The following is a 21,948-nucleotide window of genomic DNA, read 5'->3' as shown; positions in this document are numbered from 1 at the left end:
CACTAAGGACAGCCTAACCAAAGAATGTGCGTGCTCTCAGCCCCGATTCCTCGCCTCCCGAGGTCGGAGGCGCCCCGAGGTGCCGCTCGCGGAGCCCGGAGGCGGCCCCGCCACGGCCGCGGACGTCACGCCGTCGCGAGCCTCTCGACGGTGCGCAGGTTCCGGGTCGTCGTGGTGGAGCGGTAGGCGGAGCGGGCGAGGATCCGCGCGACCGGAGTGTCCGTCGAGGAGCCGCGCGGGCAGCGCCAGTAGAGGACACCGGCACCCCGGGCGACGAGCTCGACCGCCGGATCCGGCTCGCCGATCGCGGCCTGCGCGGCGTCGAGCGCCTCCTCGTCCGAGCCGAAGACGACGTACGGATGCGCCTCCTCGTCGATCCGCGGGAACGGGTAGGCGGTGAGCACCGCGGCGAGCGCCTCCTGCGTCACGAGCACGATCCAGGCGTCGTAGCCGAACCGCTCGGCGAGCGCCGCCTCGAGCGCGGGCTTCAGCTCGGCGGCCGGGCGGTCGGAGTCGAAGGCCGCGTTGCCGCTCGCGAGGACCGTCCGCACCCGGTCCACGCCGATCCCGGCGACCGTCTCGGCGAGCTCGGCGCTGCGGACGGTGCGGCCGTTCACGTTCACTCCGCGGAGGAGGGCGAGGAACCGGGTCATGCGGCCGACGGTAGCGTGACGGCATGGCACGCGGAAGCGGACGACGACGACCCCGGCGGATCCTCGAGGAGGAGATCCTGCGGGCGAGCGAGCGCGGACCCGGGGCGAGGACGCGGGCGGAGACCGTCCCTCCCTCCGGACGCCGGCTGGTGGCGCCGCCCGCCTCGGGCACCCTGCTCCACGTCGACGTGGACGCGCTGGTGGCGCTCGCCGCGCGGGAGGACCTGCTGATCGCGCTGGAGCGGCGGATCGGCGAGCACGCGGTGGCCGCGACTCCGGTGCTCTCGTGGTGGTCGGCGACTCCGTCGGTCCCGGGCGAGGAGGAGGAGCGCCGGCTCGACGCGCTCGTGCTGCGGACGGTGGAGCTCGGGGCGGGGCCGGCCGAGGACCTGGACTCGCGGCTGCGGGAGCTGGCGCACGAGGGCGGTCTGGACGAGCTGGGCGCCGCTCTGGCGCTGCTCGCGCGGGTCCCGGATCCGCCGGCGGCGTTCCAGGATCCGGACGGGTTCCTGCGCGTGACGGTCCCGGAGTCGCCGTTCGAGCGGCGGCTCGAGGTCCTCGCGGAGGCGCAGGGCCGGGCGGGCGAGCTGCTGGTGCTGCTGCGCGACTGCGCGTTCACCGCGACCCTGCCGCGGCGGCGCTCGGCGATCGCGGCGATGAGCGGGCGGATCCGGGCGGCCGCGGACCCGGGGCGCCTCGACTCCCGGCGGCTGGACGAGCTCGCGGAGGCGGTGGACGCGGCGCTCGAGAAGCGGTGGACCGTGCTCTGACGGCGGTCGGCGTTACGGGCGCGCCTGTCGCAGTGACCGTTCGCGCACCGGTTCAGCCCCCGCGCACTCCGGGTGAATAGGCTGGACGGATGCCTCTCACCGGTCTCGACCTCCGCCGCTTCCCCGCCGCCCTGAACGACGAGGGCGGTCCCGACGCCGCCACCGCCGCGTGGGCCACCGCGATCAACGCGGGCTTCCACGAGAAGGAGTTCACGCCGGAGAAGCTGCGGGACTGGGCCGAGCACATGGTCGCCGACCAGCGCGTGCTCACCGCGGTCGTCGACTCCTCCGCCCCCGAGGGGCTCGACGGCGCGGGCGTGCCGGTCGGCACCTACGCGGCGTTCCCCGGTGCCCTGCAGGTCGGCGGCGGACGCGAGCTGCCGGCGCACCTGGTGTCGCAGGTGACCGTGCGGCCCACGCACCGGCGCCGCGGCATCCTGCGCGCGATGATCACCGAGGACCTGCGCCTGGCGAAGGAGGCCGGCACCCCGGTCGCCGCGCTCACGGCGAGCGAGGCCTCCATCTACCGCCGGTTCGGCTTCGGCCGCTCGGCCTTCACCCGCTCGATCCGCGTCGACACCGGGCCGCGCTTCGGCCTGCAGACCGAGCCCGCCGGCCGCGTCGAGGTGGTCGCGACGAGCTGGCTGCAGCCGCGCATCCCCGCGGTGTTCGCCGCGTTCCAGGCGTCGACCCCCGGCTCGCTGACCCGCCAGTCGCGCTACGAGGCGAACTCCGTCGGCACCGCGTCCGGCGAGACCACGCCCGGCCTCGACGTCCGCTCGGCCGTCCACCTCGACGAGGAGGGGACGCTCGACGGCTTCGTGACCTACCGCGCGGTCGGGCCCGAGGACGACAAGACCCTCGAGATCGTCGACCTCGTCGCCCCCGGCGCCGACGCCTACCTCGCGCTCTGGGGCTACCTCGGCGCGGTCGACCTCGCCTCCGCGGTGACCTGGGACATGGCGCCGGTGGACGATCCGCTGACCTGGGCGCTCCGCGACGCGCGCGTGGTGCAGGTGAGCCACGTGGGCGACCTGATCTGGCTGCGGATCCTCGACGTCGCCGCCGCGTTCTCGGCCCGGCCGTGGACCGCGGACGGCTCGGTCGTGGTCGAGGTGGCCGACGGGCTCGGGCTCGCCGACGGCCGCTACCGCCTCACCGCCTCGGGCGGCTCCGCCACCGTGGAGCGCACCGGGGACGAGGCCGAGCTCGCGCTGGACGTGGCCGACCTGGGCTCGCTGCTGCTGGGCTCGGTGCGGCCGTCGATCCTGGCGAAGGCCGGGCTGGCGCGCGTCACGGGCGAAGCGGGGCGGATGGACCGCCTGTTCGCGCCGATCGCGACGCCGTACTGCATCTCGTTCTTCTAGGGGGCACCGCCCTCCCGGGGGCACCGCCCTCTCGGCGGCAGCGCGCGGCCGGCGGTGTCCGACTCCCGTGCCGCCGCCGCCCCCGCGCACCGCAGCCGCCGCGGACTGCCAGCCGCCTCCGGGCGTCCGCGCATCCCGCGTCGGTCATGCTGGAGGACCCGTCCCCGACACCGGCAGGAGTTCCGCGTGGGTGCATCCGTGATCGTCGACGTCATCGTCGTGCTGAGCCTCATCGGCGCGCTCGTCGACGGTCTGCGGCGCGGCCTGCTCCGGACCCTCGGCGGTCTTGCCGGGATCGTCGCGGGCGCGATCGGCGCCTCGTTCGCCGTGCCCGCCGTCTCGTCGTGGACGGCCGGCAGCGAGTGGCGCCTGCTCGCCGTGATCGGCACCGCCGTGCTGCTGCTGGGCGTCGGCTACGCGATCGGAGCGACGCTCGGCGCGGTCATCGGCCGCGGAGCCGACCGGGTGAAGCTCGGCCTGCTCGACCGGCTCGCGGGCGGCGTCGCCGGCGTCGCGATCTCCGGCCTGGTCTGGATCGCCGTCACCTCGGCCGTCTCCCTCCTCGGCGTCCCCCTCGTCACGACCTCGGTCGCCGGCTCGACGGTCATCCGCACGATCGACGACCTCACCCCCTCCCCCGTCCGCGCCTTCCTCGCCCAGCTGCAGTCGACCGTGGTCGACGAGGGCACGTCCTGGGTCGTCGAGGCGCTCGACGCTCCGACCCAGGCGCCCGCGATCCCGGACGTCTCGACCGACGACCCGGAGGTCGCCGCCGCCACCCGCTCGGTCGTGCGCGTCTCCGGCACGGCCTGGGCCTGCGACGTCGGAGTGACGGGCAGCGGCTTCGTCGTCTCGGACGACCGCGTCATCACCAACGCGCACGTGGTCGGCGGAGTCTCGCAGCCGGTCGTCGAGGCGCCGGGCGAGGCCCCGCGCACCGGCCGCGTCGTCTACCTGGACCCGGCCACCGACCTCGCCGTGATCGCCGTCGACGGGCTCGACGCCTCTCCGCTCCCGCTCGACGACGCCGTCGCCGCCGGGGACGACGCCGTGGTCGCGGGCTACCCCTTCGGCGGCCCGCTGACCCTCGGCTCGGCCGAGATCTCCTCCGACGCCACGGTCTCGCTGATGGTCGACGGAGCACCGACCTCACGGGAGGTGCTGACCCTCGCCGCCGTCGTCAACCAGGGCAACTCGGGCGGCCCGCTGCTCTCTCTCGAGGGCACCGTGTCGGGCGTCGTCTTCGGCAAGGCCGCCTCCGTCGACAACGTCGGCTACGCCATCCCGCTCTCGGTCCTCACTCCCGTGGTCGAGCAGGCCGCCTCGCTGACGGACGCCGTCGATCCGGGGGCCTGCCGCTCGAAGTGAGCGGTCACGGCAGCGGTCCGTCGACCAGCACGAGGGTGAGGTCGTCGAGCCGCACCGTCTCGGGCCGCGCCGACTCGAGGTAGGCGGACACGCGCGGATCGACCGGGAAGCGCGCCGACAGCTCGATCGCGATGGCGACGATCCCTGCGGACGACGGATCGGTCGTCACCCGGTCGCCGATGTAGGGCACGTAGACGCCCGAGGACATGCCCTGCGCGAGGACCAGGCCGCCGTCGAGGCCGCGCTCGCGCAGCACGTCGGCCACCCGCGCGATCCCGGTCGGCCGCTCTTGGGCGATCCCCGCCGTGGTGGCGATCGCGATCACGAGGGAGGCGGCCACCAGCACCGCGCCGACGCCGCGGGCGAGGGGTGCGGGCAGCACGATCCCGCCGCGCAGCGCCTCCGCGATGCCGATGCCCGCCAGCGCGCAGAGGAGCCACGCCCACGCCGCGTAGTAGTGCGGCAGCGCGACCGAGCTGATCGCCAGGTGGAACACGAGCAGGAGCAGCGTCGCGGCGCCCAGGTAGAGCACCAGCGCGCGGCGCCGCGGAGCGAGCAGGGCCAGCAGGGTCCCGAGGAGCAGCACGGCGAGCGCCGCCGGCCCGATGCCGACGACCATGAACCACAGGTTCGCCCACCACGGAGGGAAGACGTACGCGGTCCCGGCGACCTCGATCAGGTGGCCGTCGGCGTTGTGCTCGGACTGGAACTCGAGCAGGTACCGGATCGCCTCGACCGGGTGCACCGGCAGGTAGGCGAGCACCCCGGTGACGACGAACGCGACGGAGAGGGCGAGGCCGCCCCGCAGAGCCCGGGCCCTGCTCCCCGACCACAGCAGCGGCAGCAGGAGCACGGGCGCGAGGACCGCGGTGGTCAGCTTCGAGGTGACCGACAGCGCCAGCAGCGCACCGGCCAGCGCGATCAGCCAGCCGCTCCGCCTGCCCGGCGAGGCGCGCGACCAGGTCCACGCCGCCGCCATCGCCGCGACGGCGAAGAGCACCATGAAGGGCTCCAGGAGCGCGAGGCGGTCGATCCGGGTGCCGGCGCCCACGGCGGTGCGCGGGAGGAGGAGGAACAGGCCGGCCGGGACGAGCGCGAGCGTCGGGCCGAGCTCGCGCCGGAACCAGAGCCAGAGCACCACCCCGGTGAGGAATGCGGCCGCGCCGGCGGCGATCCTGCCCGCGAGCAGCCCCTCGCCGAGCAGCACCTGCGCGAGCCCGATCAGGTACTTCGCCGTCGGCGGATGCTCGAGGTTCGCGCTCACGTCGCCGTGCAGGTAGTCCCAGCCCGCGGCGAGGTACACGGGCTCGTCCGACGAGATGTTCGCCGCTCCGAGGTTCCCGAAGCACTGGTAGAGCCCCCACAGCACGGTCCCGATCAGAGCCGCCCGCTTCACCCGCCCGATCCTAGGCGCCGGTGCCCGCACCGCTCCACCGGAGGGCCCGGGCCCCGGCGACCGCGGCGGGTAGGATCGACGCGCATCCCGTCCCCCTCCCCTGGAGCCTCCAGCACATGGCAGACAGCCGCACCGCCGTTCCCGACACCACTGCGAACGCGGAGGCGACGCCCGAGCGGGAGCAGCCCTACGCGGCCCTCGGACTCAAGCCCGACGAGTACGCGAGCATCCGCGAGATCCTCGGCCGCCGCCCCACGAGCGGCGAGCTCGCGATGTACTCGGTGATGTGGAGCGAGCACTGCTCCTACAAGTCGTCGAAGATGTACCTCCGCCAGTTCGGGCAGAAGGTCTCCCCCGCCATGAAGAAGAACCTCATGGTCGGCATGGGCGAGAACGCCGGAGTGGTCGACGTCGGCGAGGGCTGGGCCGTCACCTTCAAGATCGAGAGCCACAACCACCCGAGCTACATCGAGCCCTTCCAGGGTGCGGCGACGGGGGTCGGCGGCATCGTCCGCGACATCATCTCGATGGGCGCCCGGCCGGTCGCGGTCATGGACGCGCTGCGCTTCGGGGCGATCGACGACCCCGACACCGCGCGCGTGGTCCACGGCGTCGTGGCCGGCATCTCCTTCTACGGCAACTGCCTCGGCCTGCCGAACATCGGCGGCGAGACCTACTTCGACTCGGTCTACCAGGGCAACCCGCTCGTCAACGCGCTGGCCGTCGGCGTCCTCCGCCACGAGGACCTGCACCTCGCGAACGCCCGCGGTGTCGGCAACAAGGTCGTGCTCTTCGGGGCGCGCACCGGAGGCGACGGCATCGGCGGCGCGTCGATCCTCGCCTCCGACACCTTCGCCGACGGCGGACCGACCAAGCGCCCCGCGGTGCAGGTCGGCGACCCGTTCGCCGAGAAGGTGCTCATCGAGTGCTGCCTCGAGCTGTTCCGCAAGGACCTCGTCGAGGGCATCCAGGACCTGGGCGCCGCGGGCATCTCGTGCGCCACCTCGGAACTGGCCTCCAACGGCGACGGCGGCATGTTCATCGAGCTCGACTCGGTGCTGCTGCGCGACCCGTCGCTCACGGCGGAGGAGATCCTCATGTCGGAGTCGCAGGAGCGGATGATGGCCGTCGTCACGCCCGAGAAGCTCGACGCGTTCCTCGAGGTCGTCGGCAAGTGGGACGTCGAGACCAGCGTGCTCGGTGAGGTCACCGACTCCGGCCGCCTCATCATCAACTGGCACGGCGAGGAGATCGTCAACGTCGACCCGCGCACCGTCGCGGTCGACGGCCCGGTCTACGAGCGCCCGATCGAGTACCCCTCCTGGCTCGACGCACTGCAGGCCGACTCCTCCTCCCGACTGCCCCGCTCGACCGGCGGCGACGCGCTGCGCGCCGAGACCCTGGCGCTCCTGGGCTCGGCGAACCTCGCCGACAAGAGCTGGATCACCTCGCAGTACGACCGCTACGTGCTCGGCAACACCGCGCTCAGCTATCCCGACGACGGCGGCATGGTCCGCGTCGACGAGGAGTCGGGCCTCGGCTTCGCGGTCGCGACCGACGCGAACGGGCGCTGGTGCCAGCTCGACCCGGCGCAAGGCGCCCGCCTGGCGCTGGCGGAGGCGTTCCGCAATGTCGCCGTCACCGGAGCGACCCCGGTCGCCGTCTCGGACTGCCTCAACTTCGGCAGCCCCGAGAACCCCGAGGTGATGTGGCAGTTCCGCGAGGCCGTGGGCGCGCTCGCCGACGCCTGCCTCGAGCTCGAGATCCCCGTCACCGGCGGCAACGTCTCGTTCTACAACCAGACCGGCGACGTGCCGATCTTCCCGACCCCCGTCGTCGGCGTCCTCGGCGTGATCGACGACGTCGCGCGCCGCATCCCCTCCGGCTGGCAGGACGAGGGCGACAATCTCTACCTCCTCGGCACCACCCGCGACGAGCTCGACGGCTCCGCATGGGCCGGCACGATCCACGACCACCTCGGCGGGCTGCCCCCGCAGCTCGACCTGGCCGCCGAGCGCGCGCTGGCCGAGCTGATCTCGGCGGGCGCGAAGGAGTCGCTCATCGCCTCCGCTCACGACCTCGCCGACGGCGGGCTCGTGGTGGCGCTGGCCGAGTCGGCGCTGCGCTTCGGCGTCGGGGCGCGTATCTGGCTCGACGAGCTGATGGAGCGCGACGGCGTCGACGCGACGGCCGCGCTGTTCTCGGAGTCGACCGGCCGCGTGCTCGTGTCGGTGCCGCGCGAGGACGACGTGAAGTTCCGCGGGCTCTGCGAGGGCCGGGGCTACCCGGTGCTGCGCATCGGCGTGACCGACGCGGCGACCCCCGCGGTCGAGGTGCAGGGCCTCTTCACGCTGCCGCTGGACGAGCTCCGCTCGGTGAACGGCGCCGTGCTGCCGCGCCACTTCGGCTGAGCCTCCGGGCGATCCGAGTCCGCAGGAGTCGCGGTGGTCGAGCTGGACCACCGCGACTCCTGCGGTACCGGCTCCGCTCCGGAGTTCCGTGATTACGGAATGTTTGCAATAGTGAAGGCATGACCTCCTCCCGCGACCTCGCCGGCGAGGTCGACGAGCTCCGAGCGCGGCTGGACCGCCTCGAGCGCGCCGACACCCCCGCCGCGCCCGCCGCCGACGATCCGCTCTGGGCCCTGACCGCTCTCCGCGAGCGCCTGCCCTCTCCCGGCGGAGTCGTCTTCGCCGGCTCGGTCGCCACTCCGGCCGGCCCCGTCGAGTGGCAGTACGGCCTCAGCACCGACGCGTTCTTCGAGCGCGACTGGGGAGCGAGCCCCGGGCCGACCGCGCTCGCCGCGCTGGGCAGCCCCGTGCGCCTGCGGTTCCTGCAGGCGGTGGCCGGCGGAGTCGAGACCGTCGCCCAGCTCGCCGAGAGCGAGGGCGCAGGCACCACCGGGCAGATCTACCACCACGTCAACCAGCTGGTCGCCGCCGGCTGGCTGGAGGCGCGCGGCCGCGGCCGCTACGGCGTCCCGCCGGAGCGCCTCGTCCCCCTGCTCGTGATCCTGCTCGCCGCCGGAGGACCCCGATGACCCGCCGCCGCCTCGCCCTCGCCGCCGCCTCCGCCGCGGCCGTCGTCCTGCTCGGCGGAGTGCTGCTCCGTCCCTCCGCTCCGACCCTCTCGACCGAGGAGACGGGCAACGTCGAGATCGCCGGGTGGCTCCGGACCGACGTCGGAGACGGGGCGCGGAACCACCTCGTCGCCGCCGTGATCACGCCCGACGGCGTGCGCTACGGCGGACTCGGAGCCGACGAGCGGACCGAGGTCGAGATCGGATCGGTCACGAAGACGATGACCGCGCTCCTCCTCGCCCGGAGCGCCGCCGAGGGGACGGTCGGGCTCGAGGACCCCGCCGCGGAGCACGCCGACGTCGGCGGCTTCACCGGGACGCTCGAGGAGCTGGCGACCCATCGCTCCGGCCTGCCGCGACTCCCCACCGGTGTCGGCGACCTCGCCTCGACGCTCGTCGCCCAGCTGCGCGGCACGGACCCCTACGCGGGCTGGTCGGCCGACGACGTCCTCCGGCAGGCCGCCGAGGCGGACCAGGGCGAGCACGTGCACGCCTACTCGAACCTCGGTGCGGCGGTGCTGGGCCAGACGCTCGCCCGCGCCGAGGGCCGCGACTACGCCGACCTCCTCCGCGAGCGCGTCCTCGATCCGCTCGGGATGACCGCGACCTCCGTCCCGGAGACCGCGGACGCCCTCCCCGGCGACGCGCCGACCGGCTTCTCGGCGAGCGGGCGGTCCGTCGACGCGTGGACGATGGCGGGCTACGCACCGGCGGGCGGCGTCCGCTCCACCGCGGAGGACATGCCCCGCTACGCGCAGGCCCTCCTCACCGACGACCCCGCGCTGGGCGTGCCCGCGGCGAGCGTCCTGGATCCCCGGTTCGACGCCGACGGGGCGCGGATCGGCCTCGGCTGGTTCACCTCGGAGTCGGAGGACGGCGGATCCGTCACCTGGCACAACGGAGGGACCTCCGGCTACTCGACGATGCTCGCGATGGACCGGGAGCGCGGCCTAGCCGTGTTCGTCAACGGGGACACGGCGAGCTCGGTCGACGAGCTCGGTCTGCGCCTGCTGCAGCGCGCCGGGGAGGAGTCGTGATGATCGCCTCGATCCTCGTCCTGCTCGTCGTCGCGTTCACCGTCGGCCGCTTCGCCCTGGGGAGCGTCCCCCGGCGCCGGGCGGCCGGGTTCCTCGACCGCGACCGCGTCCGGACGCTCGCCCGCGGCGTCGAGGCCGTCGCCGTGCTGCTGCTCGGGCGGGCACTCGTCGACTGGTCGGCGCTGACGCTGCTCCCCTGGGCCGTGCTGGTGGCTCTCACCGCGGCCGGGGCGGCCGGCGCCGTGCTGCGCTGGGACGGGCTGCCGTGGTTCGAGGACCCGGCGCGCCGCCGCTCGCGGACGACCGGGCTCGCGGCGACCGTCGCCGTGTCCGCGGTCCTGATCGGCGTCCTGCGCTGAGTGCCGCGCGCGTGCCGTCGGGTCCGCGCCTTCCGCGGTGGTCGCGTGCTGCTGCGAGGCGGGAGGAGTGGCGGCGGGCGTCAGCGGCGTCAGCCGGTCTGCGCGGGGAGGTCGTCGGGCTCGGCGTTGTCGAGGACGCGGCCGTTCTGGTCGCCGACGCTCAGGACGGTCGTCGGGCGGAGGTTGAGGGTGTCGCCGCCGTAGAGGCTGTCGATGTCGACGCCGTCGCGGCGCACCGAGTTCAGCGCGGAGAGGTAGTCGGAGCTGATGCAGAACCGGTCCGCGATCCGCTCGCTGATGTCGCCCGCTGCCACCAGGTAGGAGGCCGGGGCGCCGTCGGAGGCGGTGCTCGCCGTCCCGGTCGCGCCGACGCGGGTGCCGCGGTCGCGCACGCGCTCGAGGTCGACGCCGTCGAGCGTCCCCTCGTCGAGCGCCTGGACGACGCACTCGGCCGAGACGTCCTCGACGGGCGCGGGAGTGGTCGAGACGCTCGGCACCGGCCGCGGCGTGGACTCGGCTCCGGCGGCGGGCGGCGCCGTGGAGGCGGTCGGCTCGGCGGGTGCGGCGGCGGGGCTCGTCGCCTCCGCCGTGCAGCCGGCGAGCAGGACCACGGCGGAGAGGGCGATCACGAGGCGCTGCGTCGTCCGGACCATTCCGCGACTCTAACCCGGCACCCGGGCGGCCGAGCGCCACCGCGCCCAGCGGGCTGCGGGCGATCCGGTCGAGGCCGCTGGACCCGGCCGACGCGCAGGCCCGAGGCGGGGCGCGGGGCGGCCCCTGGACGGCGCGCCCCCGATTGACCTCCCCCGTCGATCGCACCCATGCCGAGCACCTGTTGGACACGCGGCCCGAACCGGAGTCGACTGGGACCATGCAGTACACGCACCTCGGCCGCACCGGCCTGTCCGTCTCCCGCACCGTCCTCGGCACCATGAACTTCGGCATGCAGACCGAGGAGAACGACTCGTTCGCGATCATGGACCGCGCGCACGAGCTCGGCGTCAACTTCTTCGACACGGCCAACGTGTACGGAGGCGAGGCCGGCCGCGGCGCCACCGAGGAGATCGTGGGCCGCTGGTTCGCGCAGGGCGGCGAGCGCCGCGAGCGCACCGTCCTCGCGACCAAGGTCTTCGGCGACATGGGCGAGTTCGCCGCTCCCGGAGCCGAGCGCGGCCGCGACTCCTGGCCCAACGGCGGCCGTCTCTCGGCGCTCACCCTGCGCCGCGCGCTCGACGAGAGCCTCCGCCGCCTGCAGACGGACCACATCGACCTCTACCAGTTCCACCACGTCGACCGGACGACTCCCTGGGACGAGATCTGGCAGGCGATGGAGGTCGCCGTCCAGCAGGGCAAGGTCCTCTACGTCGGCTCCAGCAACTTCGCCGGCTGGCACCTCGCCCAGGCGCAGGAGGCGGCGCGCGCCCGCCACTTCACCGGCCTCGCCTCCGAGCAGTCGATCTACAACCTGCTCGTCCGCGACGTCGAGCGCGAGGTCCTGCCCGCCGCGCTGCACTACGGGCTCGGCGTCATCCCCTGGTCGCCGCTGCAGGGCGGACTGCTGGGCGGCGTGCTCGAGAAGACCGCGGAGGGCGGGCGCCGCTCCTCCGAGCGCACCCTCGCCGCGATCGAGGAGCACCGCCCCGCGCTCGAGCAGTGGGAGGCGTTCGCCCGCGAGCGCGGCGAGGCGCCCGGCGAGCTGGCGCTGGCGTGGCTCCTCCACCAGCCCGCCGTCACCGGTCCGATCACCGGGCCGCGAACGCTCGAGCAGCTCGAGAGCGCCGTCGCCGCCGTCGACATCACCCTCGACTCGGAGGCCCTCGCGCGCCTCGACGAGATCTTCCCCGGCCACCGGACCGCCCCCGAGGACTACGCCTGGTGACCACCCACCCCACTGCGAAGGAGCATTCATGAAGCAGCGCACTCTCGGCGACGTCCAGGTCGGCGCGATCGGACTCGGCGGCATGCCGATGTCGATCGAGGGCCGCCCGGACCGCGAGCGCTCGATCGCCACGATCCACGCCGCCCTCGACGCCGGCGTGACCCTGATCGACACGGCCGACGCCTACCACCTCGCCACCCAGGACGACCTCGGCCACAACGAGCTGCTGATCGCGGAGGCGCTGCGCAGCTACGGCGGCGACACCTCCGCCGTGCTCGTCGCCACCAAGGGCGGCCACCTGCGGCGCGAGCCCGGCCCCTGGGACCAGGATGGCCGCCCCGAGTACCTCAAGGAGGCGGCCCGCGCGTCCGCGAAGCGCCTCGGCGTCGACGCGATCGGCCTCTACCAGTACCACCGGCCCGACCCGGCGGTCCCCTACGCCGACTCGATCGGAGCGCTGGCCGAGCTGCTCGACGAGGGCGTCGTCCTCCGCGCGGGCATCTCGAACGCCGACCCGGACCAGATCCGCGAGGCGCACGGCATCCTCGGCGAGCGCCTGGTCTCGGTGCAGAACCAGTTCTCGCCGTCGTTCCGCTCCAGCGAGCCGGAGCTCGAGCTCTGCGCCGAGCTGAAACTGGCGTTCCTGCCGTGGAGCCCGCTCGGCGGCATCTCCTCGGCGGGCGAGCTCGGCTCGCGCTACTCCGCGTTCGCGGCGGTCGCCGAGGCCCGCGGCGTGACGCCGCAGGTCGTCTGCCTCGCCTGGGAGCTGGCGAAGGCCCCGGTCGTGCTGCCGATCCCGGGCGCCTCCCGCCCCGAGAGCATCCGCGACTCCGCCACGGCGGCCGACCTGGAGCTCACGCCCGAGGAGTTGGCCTCGCTCGACTGAGCCCGTTCATGACGGAGGAGGGATCCGGTCGAGGCACCGGTCCGACGCGCATCGCGGGATCTCGGCGCTGGTCCCTCCTCCGTTGCGAGCACGATCCGGCTCAGACCGCGTCCTGCAGCGGCTGCGGGAGGGCCGAGACGAACGCGCGGGCCGCGGCGCTCGGCCGTTCCGGCACCGCCACCATCGTCCGCCACACCAGGAGCGGATCGGCGAGCGCCACCGCCCGCAGCCCGGCCGGGCGCTTCTCGGCGAAGTGCGCCGGCACGACCGCGATCCCCATGCCGTACTCGACCAGGTCGAGCAGCGTGTGCACGTCGTTCACCTCGAGCTCGACCTCGAACGCGAGGCCGTGCGCCGCGAACGCCCGCGCCGCGAGGTGACTCGCCGCCCAGTGCTCCTGCAGTCCCACGATCGTCTCGCCCGCCAGGTCCGGGATGCGGCAGCCGACGCGGCTCGCGAGCGGGTGACCCGGGCGCACGAGCACCGCGAAGCCCTCGCTCGCCAGCGGCATCGTCCGCACGCCGCCCGGCACGGCTCCGATGTCGGCGACCAGCGCCAGGTCGAGGCGGCCGGCGGCGACGGAGTCGAGCAGCGTGCCGGACCCCTCGTGGATCAGCCGGAGCGCGACTCCCGGGTGCTGCTCGCGGAAGTTCGCGAGCTCGCGCGGCAGGTGCACGCCGCCGAGGCACTCCTCCGTGCCGACCGCGAGGCTCCCGCGGAGCACCCCCTGCACGGCGAGAACCGCGTCGCGGGCGGCGAGCGCGCTGGCGACCGAGCGCTCCGACTCCGCGAGCATCGCCCGACCGGCCGGCGTCAGCTCGACCCGGCGCGTGCTGCGGGTGAAGAGGGGGCTGCCCAGCTCGCTCTCGAGCGCGCGGATCGACGCCGAGAGGCCCGACTGCGAGATCTGCAGAGCGCTCGCGGCGCGGGTGAAGTGCTGCTCCTTCGCGACGGCGAGGAAGTGTTCGAGCTGACGCAGTTCCATGGGTCCATCCTCGTCGCGCGGGCGGAGGAGCGGGGACCGGACCCGGCACTCCCCAGCGGCCGCTCGGCCTCCCGGTGCGGAGCCGGCCGTCTGGTACGGCGGCGGCCGTCGCGAGGGCCGGCCCGGCTCAGGCGTCGGCGGCCGAGATCGCGAGGACGATCGCCGTCAGCGTCGCCCGCAGGCGCTCTAGCGACGCGGGCTCCGACTCGTCCTCGAGGATCGACTGCTTGACCGCGTCGTCGTAGCCCGCCACCAGCAGGCGCACAGCCGTCGTCGGCTCGAGGGAGAACTCGCGGCGCACCTGGCGCAGCGCCCCGTGCACGATCTGCACGAGCGAGGCGTCGAAGCCGGCGCGGAAGTCGCGGTACTGCGGAGCGATCCGGGGGTCGCGGAGCGCGAGCAGCTCGAACTCCGACTCGACCACGCACCAGCGGCGGTTGTCGGTGGCAGGACCCTGGAGGAAGTCGAGGATGACCACGGCCAGCGTCTCGGCCGTCAGCGGCTCGTCGGCCGAGACGACGCGCGGGATCGTGCGGTCCATCTGCTCGACGAGGGCGGTCACCCGGGCGCCGTTCTCCCGCTCCATGAGCGCGAAGAACAGCTCCTCCTTGGTGGAGAAGTTGGAGTAGAAGGCGCCGCGCGAGAACCCGGCGCGCTCGCAGATCTGCTCGACGGACGCGCTGTGCACGCCGGTCTCGGCGAAGACGTCGTAGGCCGCGTCGAGCAGGCGCTCGCGGGTGCGGCCGCGGCGGGAGGTCTCGGGAGGGGTGGAGTCGATCGCCGTCATCACCAGCCTCCTGCCCGCCCTGTCAACACCTTCGACGCCGTTCACCTTATCCGATACATTCACGTATCGAATACGGTCCTGTATCGGATACGCTCGTGTATCGGAGCCCGGCTCCGCCCTGGTACAGAGACGTATCGCCACCCTCCCCACCCATCGTCAGGAGACCGCGTGTCGTCGCTGCTCTACCGTCTCGGTCGTCGCGTGTACCGCGCCCACCGCCTCGTCGCCGTCCTGTGGCTGCTGATCGTGGTGGCGGGCGGAGGAGGAGCGCTGCTGCTCAACCAGGGCACCGACAACACGTTCTCCATCCCGGGCACGCAGTCGCAGACCGCCCTCGACCAGCTCGAGCGCACCTTCCCCCAGGTCAGCGGCACGTCCGCGCGGTACGTGGTCGTCGCGCCCGACGGGGGCAGCGTCCAGGACGCCGACGTGAAGGGCCCCGTCAGCGACGCGGTCGCCGCGCTCGGCGACGTCGACGAGGTCGCGGCCGTCACGGACCCCTACTCCGACAGCGTGTCCGGCACGATCTCCGACGCCGGGAACGCCCTCGTCATCACCGCCCAGATGGACGGCTCCGCCACCATCACGAGCCCCGAGAGCCGCGACGCGCTGAAGGCCGAGGCGACGACCCTCCAGGACGCGCTGCCCGCCGGCTCCGTGGTCTCGCTCGGCGGCGACCTCTTCGCCCAGAACCTCCCCGGCGTGACCATCACGGAGGCGATCGGCCTCGTGGTCGCCCTCGTCGTCCTCGTGCTCACCTTCGGCTCGTTCCTGGCCGCCGGCATGCCGCTGGTCACCGCACTGCTCGGCGTCGCCCTCTCGATGTCGGCCATCTTCATCGCCACCCGCTTCGCCTCGATCTCCTCGACCACCCCGCTCCTCGCGCTGATGCTGGGCCTGGCGGTCGGGATCGACTACGCCCTCTTCATCATCAGCCGCCACCAGGACCAGCTGAAGCAGGGCATGGACCCGGAGGAGTCGACCGCGCGGGCGACCGCGACCGCGGGCTCCGCCGTCGTCTTCGCGGGCCTGACCGTGATCATCGCGCTCGTCGGCCTCTCGGTCGCGGGCATCCCGTTCCTCACCACGATGGGCGTCGCAGCGGCGGGCGGAGTCGCGATCGCCGTGGTCATCGCGCTCACCCTGACCCCCGCCCTCCTCGGCTTCGCCGGCGCGCGGCTGCGCCCGAAGGAGCGCCGCGCGAAGAAGAAGGCCGCGAAGGCCGCCGCCGCCGCGGGCACCCACGTCGACACCGAGGCGCACGAGGAGGCGGCGACCGCCTCCCCCGGCGGCCACGTGCACGCCGAGGTCCCGCGCGGGTTCTTCCGCGGCTGGGTCCGGGTCGTCACGCGCTTCCCGATCGTGACGATCATCGCGGTGATCGGCGTGCTCGGCGTCGCGAGCATCCCGGCGCTCAGCCTCCGCCTCGCTCTGCCGGACGCCGGCTACCAGGCCGAGGGCACTCCCGCGCGCACCACCTACGACCTGCTCGCCGAGAACTTCGGCGCCGGCTACAACGGCCCGCTCATCGTCACCGGCACGATCATCGGCTCGACCGATCCGCTCGGCCTGATGGACGACCTCAAGGGCGAGATCGAGAAGCTCGACGGAGTCGCCTCGGTGCCGCTCGCGACGCCCAACGAGACCGCCGACACCGGCATCATCCAGGTGATCCCCGAGGGCGGCCCCGACTCCGAGGCCACCAAGGCGCTGGTCGCCGAGATCCGCGACAAGCACGACTACTTCCAGCAGGAGTACGGCGTCGACCTCGCAGTGACCGGCCAGACCGCGGTCGGGATCGACATCTCGGACACTCTCGCCAAGGCCCTGCTGCCGTTCGGCCTGCTCGTCGTGGGCCTGTCGCTGGTGCTGCTGACGATGGTGTTCCGCTCGCTCTGGGTGCCGATCAAGGCGACGCTGGGCTACCTGCTGTCGGTCGGTGCGTCCTTCGGCGCCGTGGCGGCGGTGTTCGAATGGGGATGGTTCTCGGACGCTCTGCACGTCGACAAGACGGGCCCGATCATCAGCTTCATGCCGATCATCCTGATGGGCGTGCTCTTCGGCCTCGCGATGGACTACGAGGTGTTCCTGGTCTCGCGGATGCGCGAGGACTACGTGCACGGGAGGCCGGCGCGCGCCGCTGTCGAGTCGGGCTTCGTCGGCTCGGCCAAGGTGGTCACGGCCGCCGCGGTCATCATGTTCTCGGTCTTCGCCGCCTTCGTGCCGGAGGGGGACACCAACATCAAGCCGATCGCGCTCGGGCTCGCCGTGGGCGTCTTCGTCGACGCGTTCATCGTGCGGATGACGCTGGTGCCCGCCGTGCTGCACCTGCTCGGCGACCGCGCCTGGCACATGCCGCGCTGGCTCGACCGCGTCCTGCCGTCCTTCGACGTCGAGGGCGAGGGCCTCACGAAGGAGCTCGCGCTGGCCGACTGGCCGGAGCCCGGATCCACGGACGTGATAGCGGCCGAGGACCTCCGCCTCGACGGACCCGACGGTCCCGTCTACAGCGGCGTCTCGCTGCGGGTCGCGCCCGGCTCCTCTCTCGTGGTCCACGGGCCGCACCGCTCCGGCCGCACCGCGCTGCTGCTGAGCATCGCCGGTCGGCTCGCCCCCGACTCCGGGCGCCTGAAGGTCGCGGGCCTGGTCGTGCCGATCCGCTCCGCCGCCGTGCGCGGCCGGGTCGGGCTGGTGCGCCTCGCCGGAGCCGCCGACCCCGTCGCCGACGTCCGGTCGGCCCTGGAGTCGGCTCCGCCGATCCTGGTGCTCGACGACCTCGACACGGTCACCGACCCGCAGCTGCGCGGCGCGATCCGGGCCGAGCTCGACGCCGCCCGCGCCGCCGACGACGCGTTCACCGTGGTCGCCTCCTCCGTCGACGCCGAGGCGCTCGACGACCTCCTCCCCTCCGACCGCGGCGTGCTCGCGGTCTCGCCCGCGGCCGAGCGCCGCGCGATCGCAAAGGTCCTCTGACAGATGGCTCTCCTCTCCCTCGAACGCCCCCGCGGCGTCAAGAAGGTGTCCTGGCTGACCCTTCTCGGGATCGTCCTGGTCCCCCTCGTCATCGGCGGCCTCCTGGTGTGGGCGCTGTGGAACCCGACCGAGCGCCTCGACACGATCACGGCCGCCGTGGTCAACGAGGACACCCCGGTCGAGATCAACGGGCAGACCGTGCCGCTCGGGCGCCAGCTCGCGGCCGGCCTGGTGACGGGCGGCACCGACTCCGCGAGCTCGGACGCCCCCTCCTCCACCCCCTCGGCGAGCGCGACGCCGTCCGCGAGCACGACCCCGGTGCCCAACGTCTCCGGCTCGGACTCGACGGGCAACTTCACCTGGGTCCTCACGGACAAGGACGACGCCGCGAAGGGCCTCGCCGACGGCAGCTACGCGACCGTCGTGACGATCCCCTCCTCCTTCTCCGCCGCCGCCACCTCGTACTCGGGCGACGCCGCGGAGGCGACGAAGGCGACCATCGACATCGCCACCAGCGAGAAGGCCAAACTCGTCGACGACGCCATCTCGGCCACGGTGACCAGCACCGCCACCTCGCTGCTCAACACGCAGCTGACCACGGCCTACCTCGAGAACGTCTACGTCGGCTTCAACACCCTCAACGAGCAGATCGGCCAGGCGGCCGAGGGCGCGGGCACGCTCGCCGACGGCGCCGACCAGCTCGGCACCGGCGCCTCCACCCTCGCCGACGGCACGAGCAGCCTCGCCGACGGGATCGACGAGCTGGCCACCGGCGCCTCCTCGCTCTCGGACGGCGTCGGGCAGATCGGCACCGGAGCCTCGTCCCTCGCCGACGGCGTGGGGCAGCTGGGCACCGGGGCCTCCGACCTCTCCGGCGGAGTCGCGCAGCTGGCCACCGGTGCGCGCGGCCTCTCCGGCGGAGTGGGACAGCTCGCGACGGGCGCCCGCGACTCGGCGACCGGGGCGACCGCGCTGCAGGGCGGCGCCTCCGACCTGGCCGACGGGCTCGACCAGCTGAGGGAGGGAGTGGTGAGGACCGGCGACGGGACCCAGCAGGTCGCCGCCCTCAGCGCCGGCGCCGCCGCCGCCACCGCGGGGACCTTCGAGGCGCTCAGCGCGGCGCTCGAGGGCTGCGAGACGACGCAGTGCCTCGCCGCGCGCGCCGTCATCGCCTCGGCCGACGGACCCACCGGCGCGACCACCCTCGCCACGACGACCGCGGGAGCCGTCGCCGGGATCGACGCGGGCATCCGCCTCGGCGGCGACGGGCAGCCCTCGCTGATCGACGCGGTCGGGCAGTCCGCCACCGGCGCCCGCACTCTCTCGGGAGGCATCGGACAGCTGTCCGGCGGCCTGACGCAGCTCGCCGACGGCGCGGACGACGCCGCGGGCGGAGCGTCCCAGCTCGCCGACGGCCTCGACACCACGGCGGCCGGGTCGGCGCAGCTCGCGACCGGCGCCACCGCCGCCGCGGCCGGCGCCCGCGACCTCGCGACTGGCGCGACCACCGCCGCGGGCGGCGCCGCCGACCTCGCCACGGGAGCCTCCTCCGCCGCCGACGGAGCCGACCAGCTCGCCGACGGCGCGAGCGGGGTCTCGGACGGCGCCGTAAAGCTCGCCGACGGCACCCGCACGCTCGCGACCGGCCTCGACGCCGCGGTCGCGCAGCTCCCGACCTACACCGAGTCGGAGTCGACGAACCTCGCCGACGTCGTCTCGGACCCGGTCGAGAACGCGAGCAGCGCGACCGACCTGTTCGGAGCCTCCAGCGTCCCGTTCTTCGCGACGATCGCCCTCTGGCTCGGCGCCCTCGCGACGTTCCTGGTGCTCGCGGCGTTCTCGCACCGTGCACTCTCCTCGACGCGCTCCTCCGCCGCGCTCGCCCTCTCCTCCTACGTGCCGGCGCTCGTGATCGGCGTGGTGCAGGGACTCGCGGTCGCGATCGTGATGAGCGGGGTCGCGGGCCTGGAGCCGGGCCGCTGGGTCGGCTTCGCCCTCCTGGCGATGCTCACCGGCGCCTCGTTCGCCGCGGTGAACCAGGGGCTGGTCGCCCTGCTCGGAGGGATCGGCCGCTTCCTCGCGATGGTCGCGGCGGTGATCGCGCTCGGCGCGGGCATCATCTCGACGGTCCCCGGGCTGTTCGACGACGTGCTCGGGTTCCTGCCGCTCTCGGCGGCGCAGAACGCGCTGTCCGGAGTGGTCGAGGGCACCGACGGCACGGCCGGCGCCGTCGTCGGCCTGGTGATCTGGCTGCTGTTTGGCCTGCTGCTCACCGTCGCCGCGATCGCCCGCCGCCGGGTCGTCTCGGTCCGCGCCCTGCACCGCACCGCGGAGGCGTAGGCCGCGCCTCGCGCCACTCCTCCCCCGAACCGGGGACGGGTGGCGCGAGGATCGCGCCACCGCCGCGCCTCTCCGGGCGACCGGCCCCGGCCGGGGCTAGCCTGACGCGATGGAGTCGGAACCGATGGCGATCCGGACGCGACGGGTGTACGGCCCATCGGTCCTGCGGCGCCTCCGCGCCCTCCTCCTGCGGCTCCTCGGCGCCGGCCTCGCGGCCGTGCTCATCCCGTTCGCCGTCCTCGCGGACCGCCGCGGGGTCCTCGACGAGTCGGTGCTCGCGCTCGGGCTCCTCGCCCTCACCGTCGTCATCGGACTGGCCTCGGCGGTCTCGCTCTTCGTCGTCTCCCCCACCCGCGTGATGACGACCGAGACGCAGGTCGTGCTGATGCGCGGCCGCCGCCGCCGCGAGCAGTGGCCCCGCCGGTCGGTCCGCTTCCTCGAGTCCGCCGACGGCGACGGCTTCGTCGCCTGGTGCCGCGGAGACGGAGTCGAGGTCCGCTGCGGCCACTTCCGCCCGGAGGACCTCGCCGCCCTGCTCGCCGACCTCGGCGCCGCCGCCCGCGTCCGCGACGCCCTGCCGCCCGCTCTGGCCGGGCCCGCCTCGGCCGTCCGCTTCCGGCCGCACCGCGCTCCGCTCCAGCGCCGGGCGGTCGCCCTGGTCGTCGTCGCCACGGAGGCGTTCGCCGCCGGCGTCCTGGCCGTCGCCCTCGCGGGATCCCCGTCGGGCGACCGCGCGCAGATCGCGCTGGGGGCGGTCGTCGTGGCGCTCTCCCTCCCGCTCGGGCTGGTCGCCGCGCGGCTGGCGCTGCGGCCCGGGCTGCCGGGCTCGATCGTGGTGTCGGAGTCGGCCATCCAGATCGACGGGCTGATCTTCCCGCTCGAGGCTCTGCGCTCGGTCGTCGCCTCGAGCCCGACGGGGAGCCGGAGCCTCCGCCTGACCCTCACCGAGACGAACGGCCGCATCACGGAGGTCCCCCTCGGGCTGCGGGTGCCGACGCTGCGGCGCGACCAGCTCTTCCCCGACTACCCGCTGCTGCTCGGCGTGCTGCGCGAGCGCACGGCGGGGCTGCTGCGGATCGAGGGCTGAGCCTCAGTCCTCGGCGCCGTCGGCGATGCGCTGGTGGTGGTGGATGACCTCGGCGACGATGAACCCGAGGAACTTCTCGGCGAACGCCGGGTCGAGGTGCGACTCCTCGGCGAGCGCCCGCAGCCGCGCGATCTGGCGGGCCTCGCGCTCGAGGTCCGCGGCGGGCAGCCCGTGCGCGGCCTTCAGCCGGCCGACCTTCTGCGTGAACTTGAAGCGCTCGGCGAGCAGGTGGATCAGCGCCGCGTCGATGTTGTCGATGCTCTGACGGATCTGCACGAGCTCGGCCCGCGCCAGGGACTCCTCGTGCGACGGCTCCTCGTGCGACAGCTCCTCGGTCATGCCCCGACCCTAACGGACCGCCCCCGGACACGACGACGGCCCCTGCCCGGAGTCCGGGAGGGGCCGTCGAGAGGGCCCGGTCAGTCGACCAGGTTGATCTGCACGGGGATGTTGCCGCGGGTGGCGTTGGAGTACGGGCAGAGCTGATGCGCCGCGTCGGCGACCTTCTGCGCGTCCTCGGAGCTCGCCTTCGGCACGTAGACGTCGAGCTCGACCGAGAGGCCGAAGCCGTCGGAGTCGTTCTTCCCGATCGAGACGCTGGCCGAGACGGCCGCGTCGGTCGTGTCGATCTTCAGCTGGCGACCGGCTCCGTGCAGGGCGCTGAGGAAGCAGGCGGAGTAGCCGGCCGCGAACAGCTGCTCGGGGTTGGTCCCCTCGCCGGAGCCGCCGAGCTCCTGCGGGGCGCGGGTGTCGAGGTCGAGACGGTCGTCCTCGGTGCGGACGTGGCCGTCGCGTCCTCCACCGGAGGCGTGGGCGATGGCGGTGTAGAGAGCATCCATCCCCCCATCCCACCACTCGGCCGCCGTGAGTCGGGTGAACGCGGGATGCACGTCCGTGCGTTCTCCCGAGAATCCCCCTCGGGAACGCTCCGGGGAGCGTCAAGCCCCTCCCCCTCGGCGCCCTCCGGGTGTGCGGTGGAGGG

Annotated in this window: 19 protein-coding genes; 12 read left to right on the top strand and 7 right to left on the bottom strand. The window is 74.0% G+C overall.

Features of this window, described 5'->3' with window-relative positions; all coding sequences use genetic code 11:
* Positions 1-125: 125 nt before the first annotated feature.
* Positions 126-653, bottom strand: a complete 528-nt coding sequence (locus tag C5C74_RS09055) for a DUF1697 domain-containing protein (protein ID WP_104255976.1) — start codon at positions 651-653, stop codon at positions 126-128.
* Positions 654-676: 23 nt separating this feature from the next.
* Between C5C74_RS09055 and C5C74_RS09050 the strand changes: the two genes are divergently transcribed.
* The 3 genes from C5C74_RS09050 to C5C74_RS09040 all read left to right on the top strand — a co-directional run bounded on the left by C5C74_RS09050 (position 677) and on the right by C5C74_RS09040 (position 4,158).
* Positions 677-1,423, top strand: coding sequence for a DUF2254 family protein (locus C5C74_RS09050; protein WP_104351376.1), 747 nt, complete (start codon positions 677-679; stop codon positions 1,421-1,423).
* 89 nt (positions 1,424-1,512) lie between these two features.
* Entirely contained in the window at positions 1,513-2,790 is a 1,278-nt protein-coding gene (locus C5C74_RS09045) for a GNAT family N-acetyltransferase (RefSeq protein WP_104222746.1), read from the top strand.
* Positions 2,791-2,976: 186 nt separating this feature from the next.
* Positions 2,977-4,158 carry a MarP family serine protease gene (locus C5C74_RS09040; RefSeq protein WP_258064135.1) on the top strand — a complete coding sequence of 394 codons (1,182 nt, stop codon included), beginning with the start codon at positions 2,977-2,979 and terminating at the stop codon, positions 4,156-4,158.
* A gap of 4 nt (positions 4,159-4,162) precedes the next feature.
* On the opposite strand, the gene C5C74_RS09035 is transcribed toward C5C74_RS09040, so the two are convergent.
* Positions 4,163-5,554 (bottom strand): glycosyltransferase family 39 protein, encoded by a 1,392-nt coding sequence (locus C5C74_RS09035; protein WP_146083044.1) that lies wholly within the window; start codon positions 5,552-5,554, stop codon positions 4,163-4,165.
* 116 nt (positions 5,555-5,670) lie between these two features.
* Between C5C74_RS09035 and purL the strand changes: the two genes are divergently transcribed.
* From purL to C5C74_RS09015, 4 genes are all read left to right on the top strand, one after another.
* The gene (gene purL / locus C5C74_RS09030; RefSeq protein ID WP_104234263.1) at positions 5,671-7,965 is read left to right on the top strand and encodes a phosphoribosylformylglycinamidine synthase subunit PurL; all 2,295 of its coding nucleotides are present in this window, start codon (positions 5,671-5,673) and stop codon (positions 7,963-7,965) included.
* 119 nt (positions 7,966-8,084) lie between these two features.
* The gene (locus C5C74_RS09025) at positions 8,085-8,594 is read left to right on the top strand and encodes a winged helix-turn-helix domain-containing protein (protein ID WP_104319368.1); all 510 of its coding nucleotides are present in this window, start codon (positions 8,085-8,087) and stop codon (positions 8,592-8,594) included.
* Positions 8,591-9,670 (top strand): serine hydrolase, encoded by a 1,080-nt coding sequence (locus tag C5C74_RS09020; protein ID WP_104351374.1) that lies wholly within the window; start codon positions 8,591-8,593, stop codon positions 9,668-9,670. Before C5C74_RS09025 ends, C5C74_RS09020 begins: the two co-directional genes overlap by 4 nt.
* Positions 9,670-10,029, top strand: coding sequence for a hypothetical protein (locus C5C74_RS09015; protein WP_104351373.1), 360 nt, complete (start codon positions 9,670-9,672; stop codon positions 10,027-10,029). Before C5C74_RS09020 ends, C5C74_RS09015 begins: the two co-directional genes overlap by 1 nt.
* Positions 10,030-10,118: 89 nt before the next feature.
* Here the strand turns inward: C5C74_RS09015 and C5C74_RS09010 are convergent, their stop codons facing one another.
* Positions 10,119-10,682 (bottom strand): hypothetical protein, encoded by a 564-nt coding sequence (locus tag C5C74_RS09010; protein ID WP_104337164.1) that lies wholly within the window; start codon positions 10,680-10,682, stop codon positions 10,119-10,121.
* Between the two features lie 218 nt (positions 10,683-10,900).
* Here C5C74_RS09010 and C5C74_RS09005 point away from each other — a divergent pair, with 218 nt between their 5' ends.
* Entirely contained in the window at positions 10,901-11,908 is a 1,008-nt protein-coding gene (locus C5C74_RS09005; protein ID WP_104262635.1) for an aldo/keto reductase, read from the top strand.
* A 28-nt stretch (positions 11,909-11,936) separates the two neighbouring features.
* A complete protein-coding gene (locus tag C5C74_RS09000) occupies positions 11,937-12,794 on the top strand; it encodes an aldo/keto reductase (protein ID WP_104351372.1) in 858 nt (285 codons plus the stop codon).
* A 100-nt stretch (positions 12,795-12,894) separates the two neighbouring features.
* Here the strand turns inward: C5C74_RS09000 and C5C74_RS08995 are convergent, their stop codons facing one another.
* Complete coding sequence (locus C5C74_RS08995) at positions 12,895-13,779, bottom strand: LysR family transcriptional regulator (protein WP_104247471.1); 885 nt, start codon at positions 13,777-13,779, stop codon at positions 12,895-12,897.
* A 127-nt stretch (positions 13,780-13,906) separates the two neighbouring features.
* Complete coding sequence (locus tag C5C74_RS08990; RefSeq protein WP_104351371.1) at positions 13,907-14,566, bottom strand: TetR/AcrR family transcriptional regulator; 660 nt, start codon at positions 14,564-14,566, stop codon at positions 13,907-13,909.
* Positions 14,567-14,734: 168 nt separating this feature from the next.
* On the opposite strand from C5C74_RS08990, the gene C5C74_RS08985 reads away from it, so the two are divergent.
* The 3 genes from C5C74_RS08985 (at position 14,735) to C5C74_RS08975 (ending at position 20,966) form a co-directional block, all read left to right on the top strand.
* On the top strand, positions 14,735-17,539 hold the full coding sequence (locus C5C74_RS08985) for an MMPL family transporter (protein ID WP_104351370.1): 2,805 nt from the start codon (positions 14,735-14,737) through the stop codon (positions 17,537-17,539).
* Positions 17,540-17,542: 3 nt separating this feature from the next.
* Complete coding sequence (locus tag C5C74_RS08980; protein ID WP_104338735.1) at positions 17,543-19,879, top strand: YhgE/Pip domain-containing protein; 2,337 nt, start codon at positions 17,543-17,545, stop codon at positions 19,877-19,879.
* A 109-nt stretch (positions 19,880-19,988) separates the two neighbouring features.
* On the top strand, positions 19,989-20,966 hold the full coding sequence (locus C5C74_RS08975; RefSeq protein WP_146076942.1) for a hypothetical protein: 978 nt from the start codon (positions 19,989-19,991) through the stop codon (positions 20,964-20,966).
* Positions 20,967-20,969: 3 nt separating this feature from the next.
* Here the strand turns inward: C5C74_RS08975 and C5C74_RS08970 are convergent, their stop codons facing one another.
* Positions 20,970-21,305, bottom strand: coding sequence for a chorismate mutase (locus C5C74_RS08970; protein WP_104222760.1), 336 nt, complete (start codon positions 21,303-21,305; stop codon positions 20,970-20,972).
* 80 nt (positions 21,306-21,385) lie between these two features.
* Complete coding sequence (locus C5C74_RS08965; protein WP_104222761.1) at positions 21,386-21,805, bottom strand: organic hydroperoxide resistance protein; 420 nt, start codon at positions 21,803-21,805, stop codon at positions 21,386-21,388.
* Between the last annotated feature and the right edge of the window lie 143 nt (positions 21,806-21,948).

This window comes from Rathayibacter sp. AY1E8 (assembly GCF_002931415.1).
Classification (GTDB): domain Bacteria; phylum Actinomycetota; class Actinomycetes; order Actinomycetales; family Microbacteriaceae; genus Rathayibacter.
Note: the sequence above shows the minus strand (reverse complement) of the source record. Positions and strands in the feature narration are given on the sequence as shown.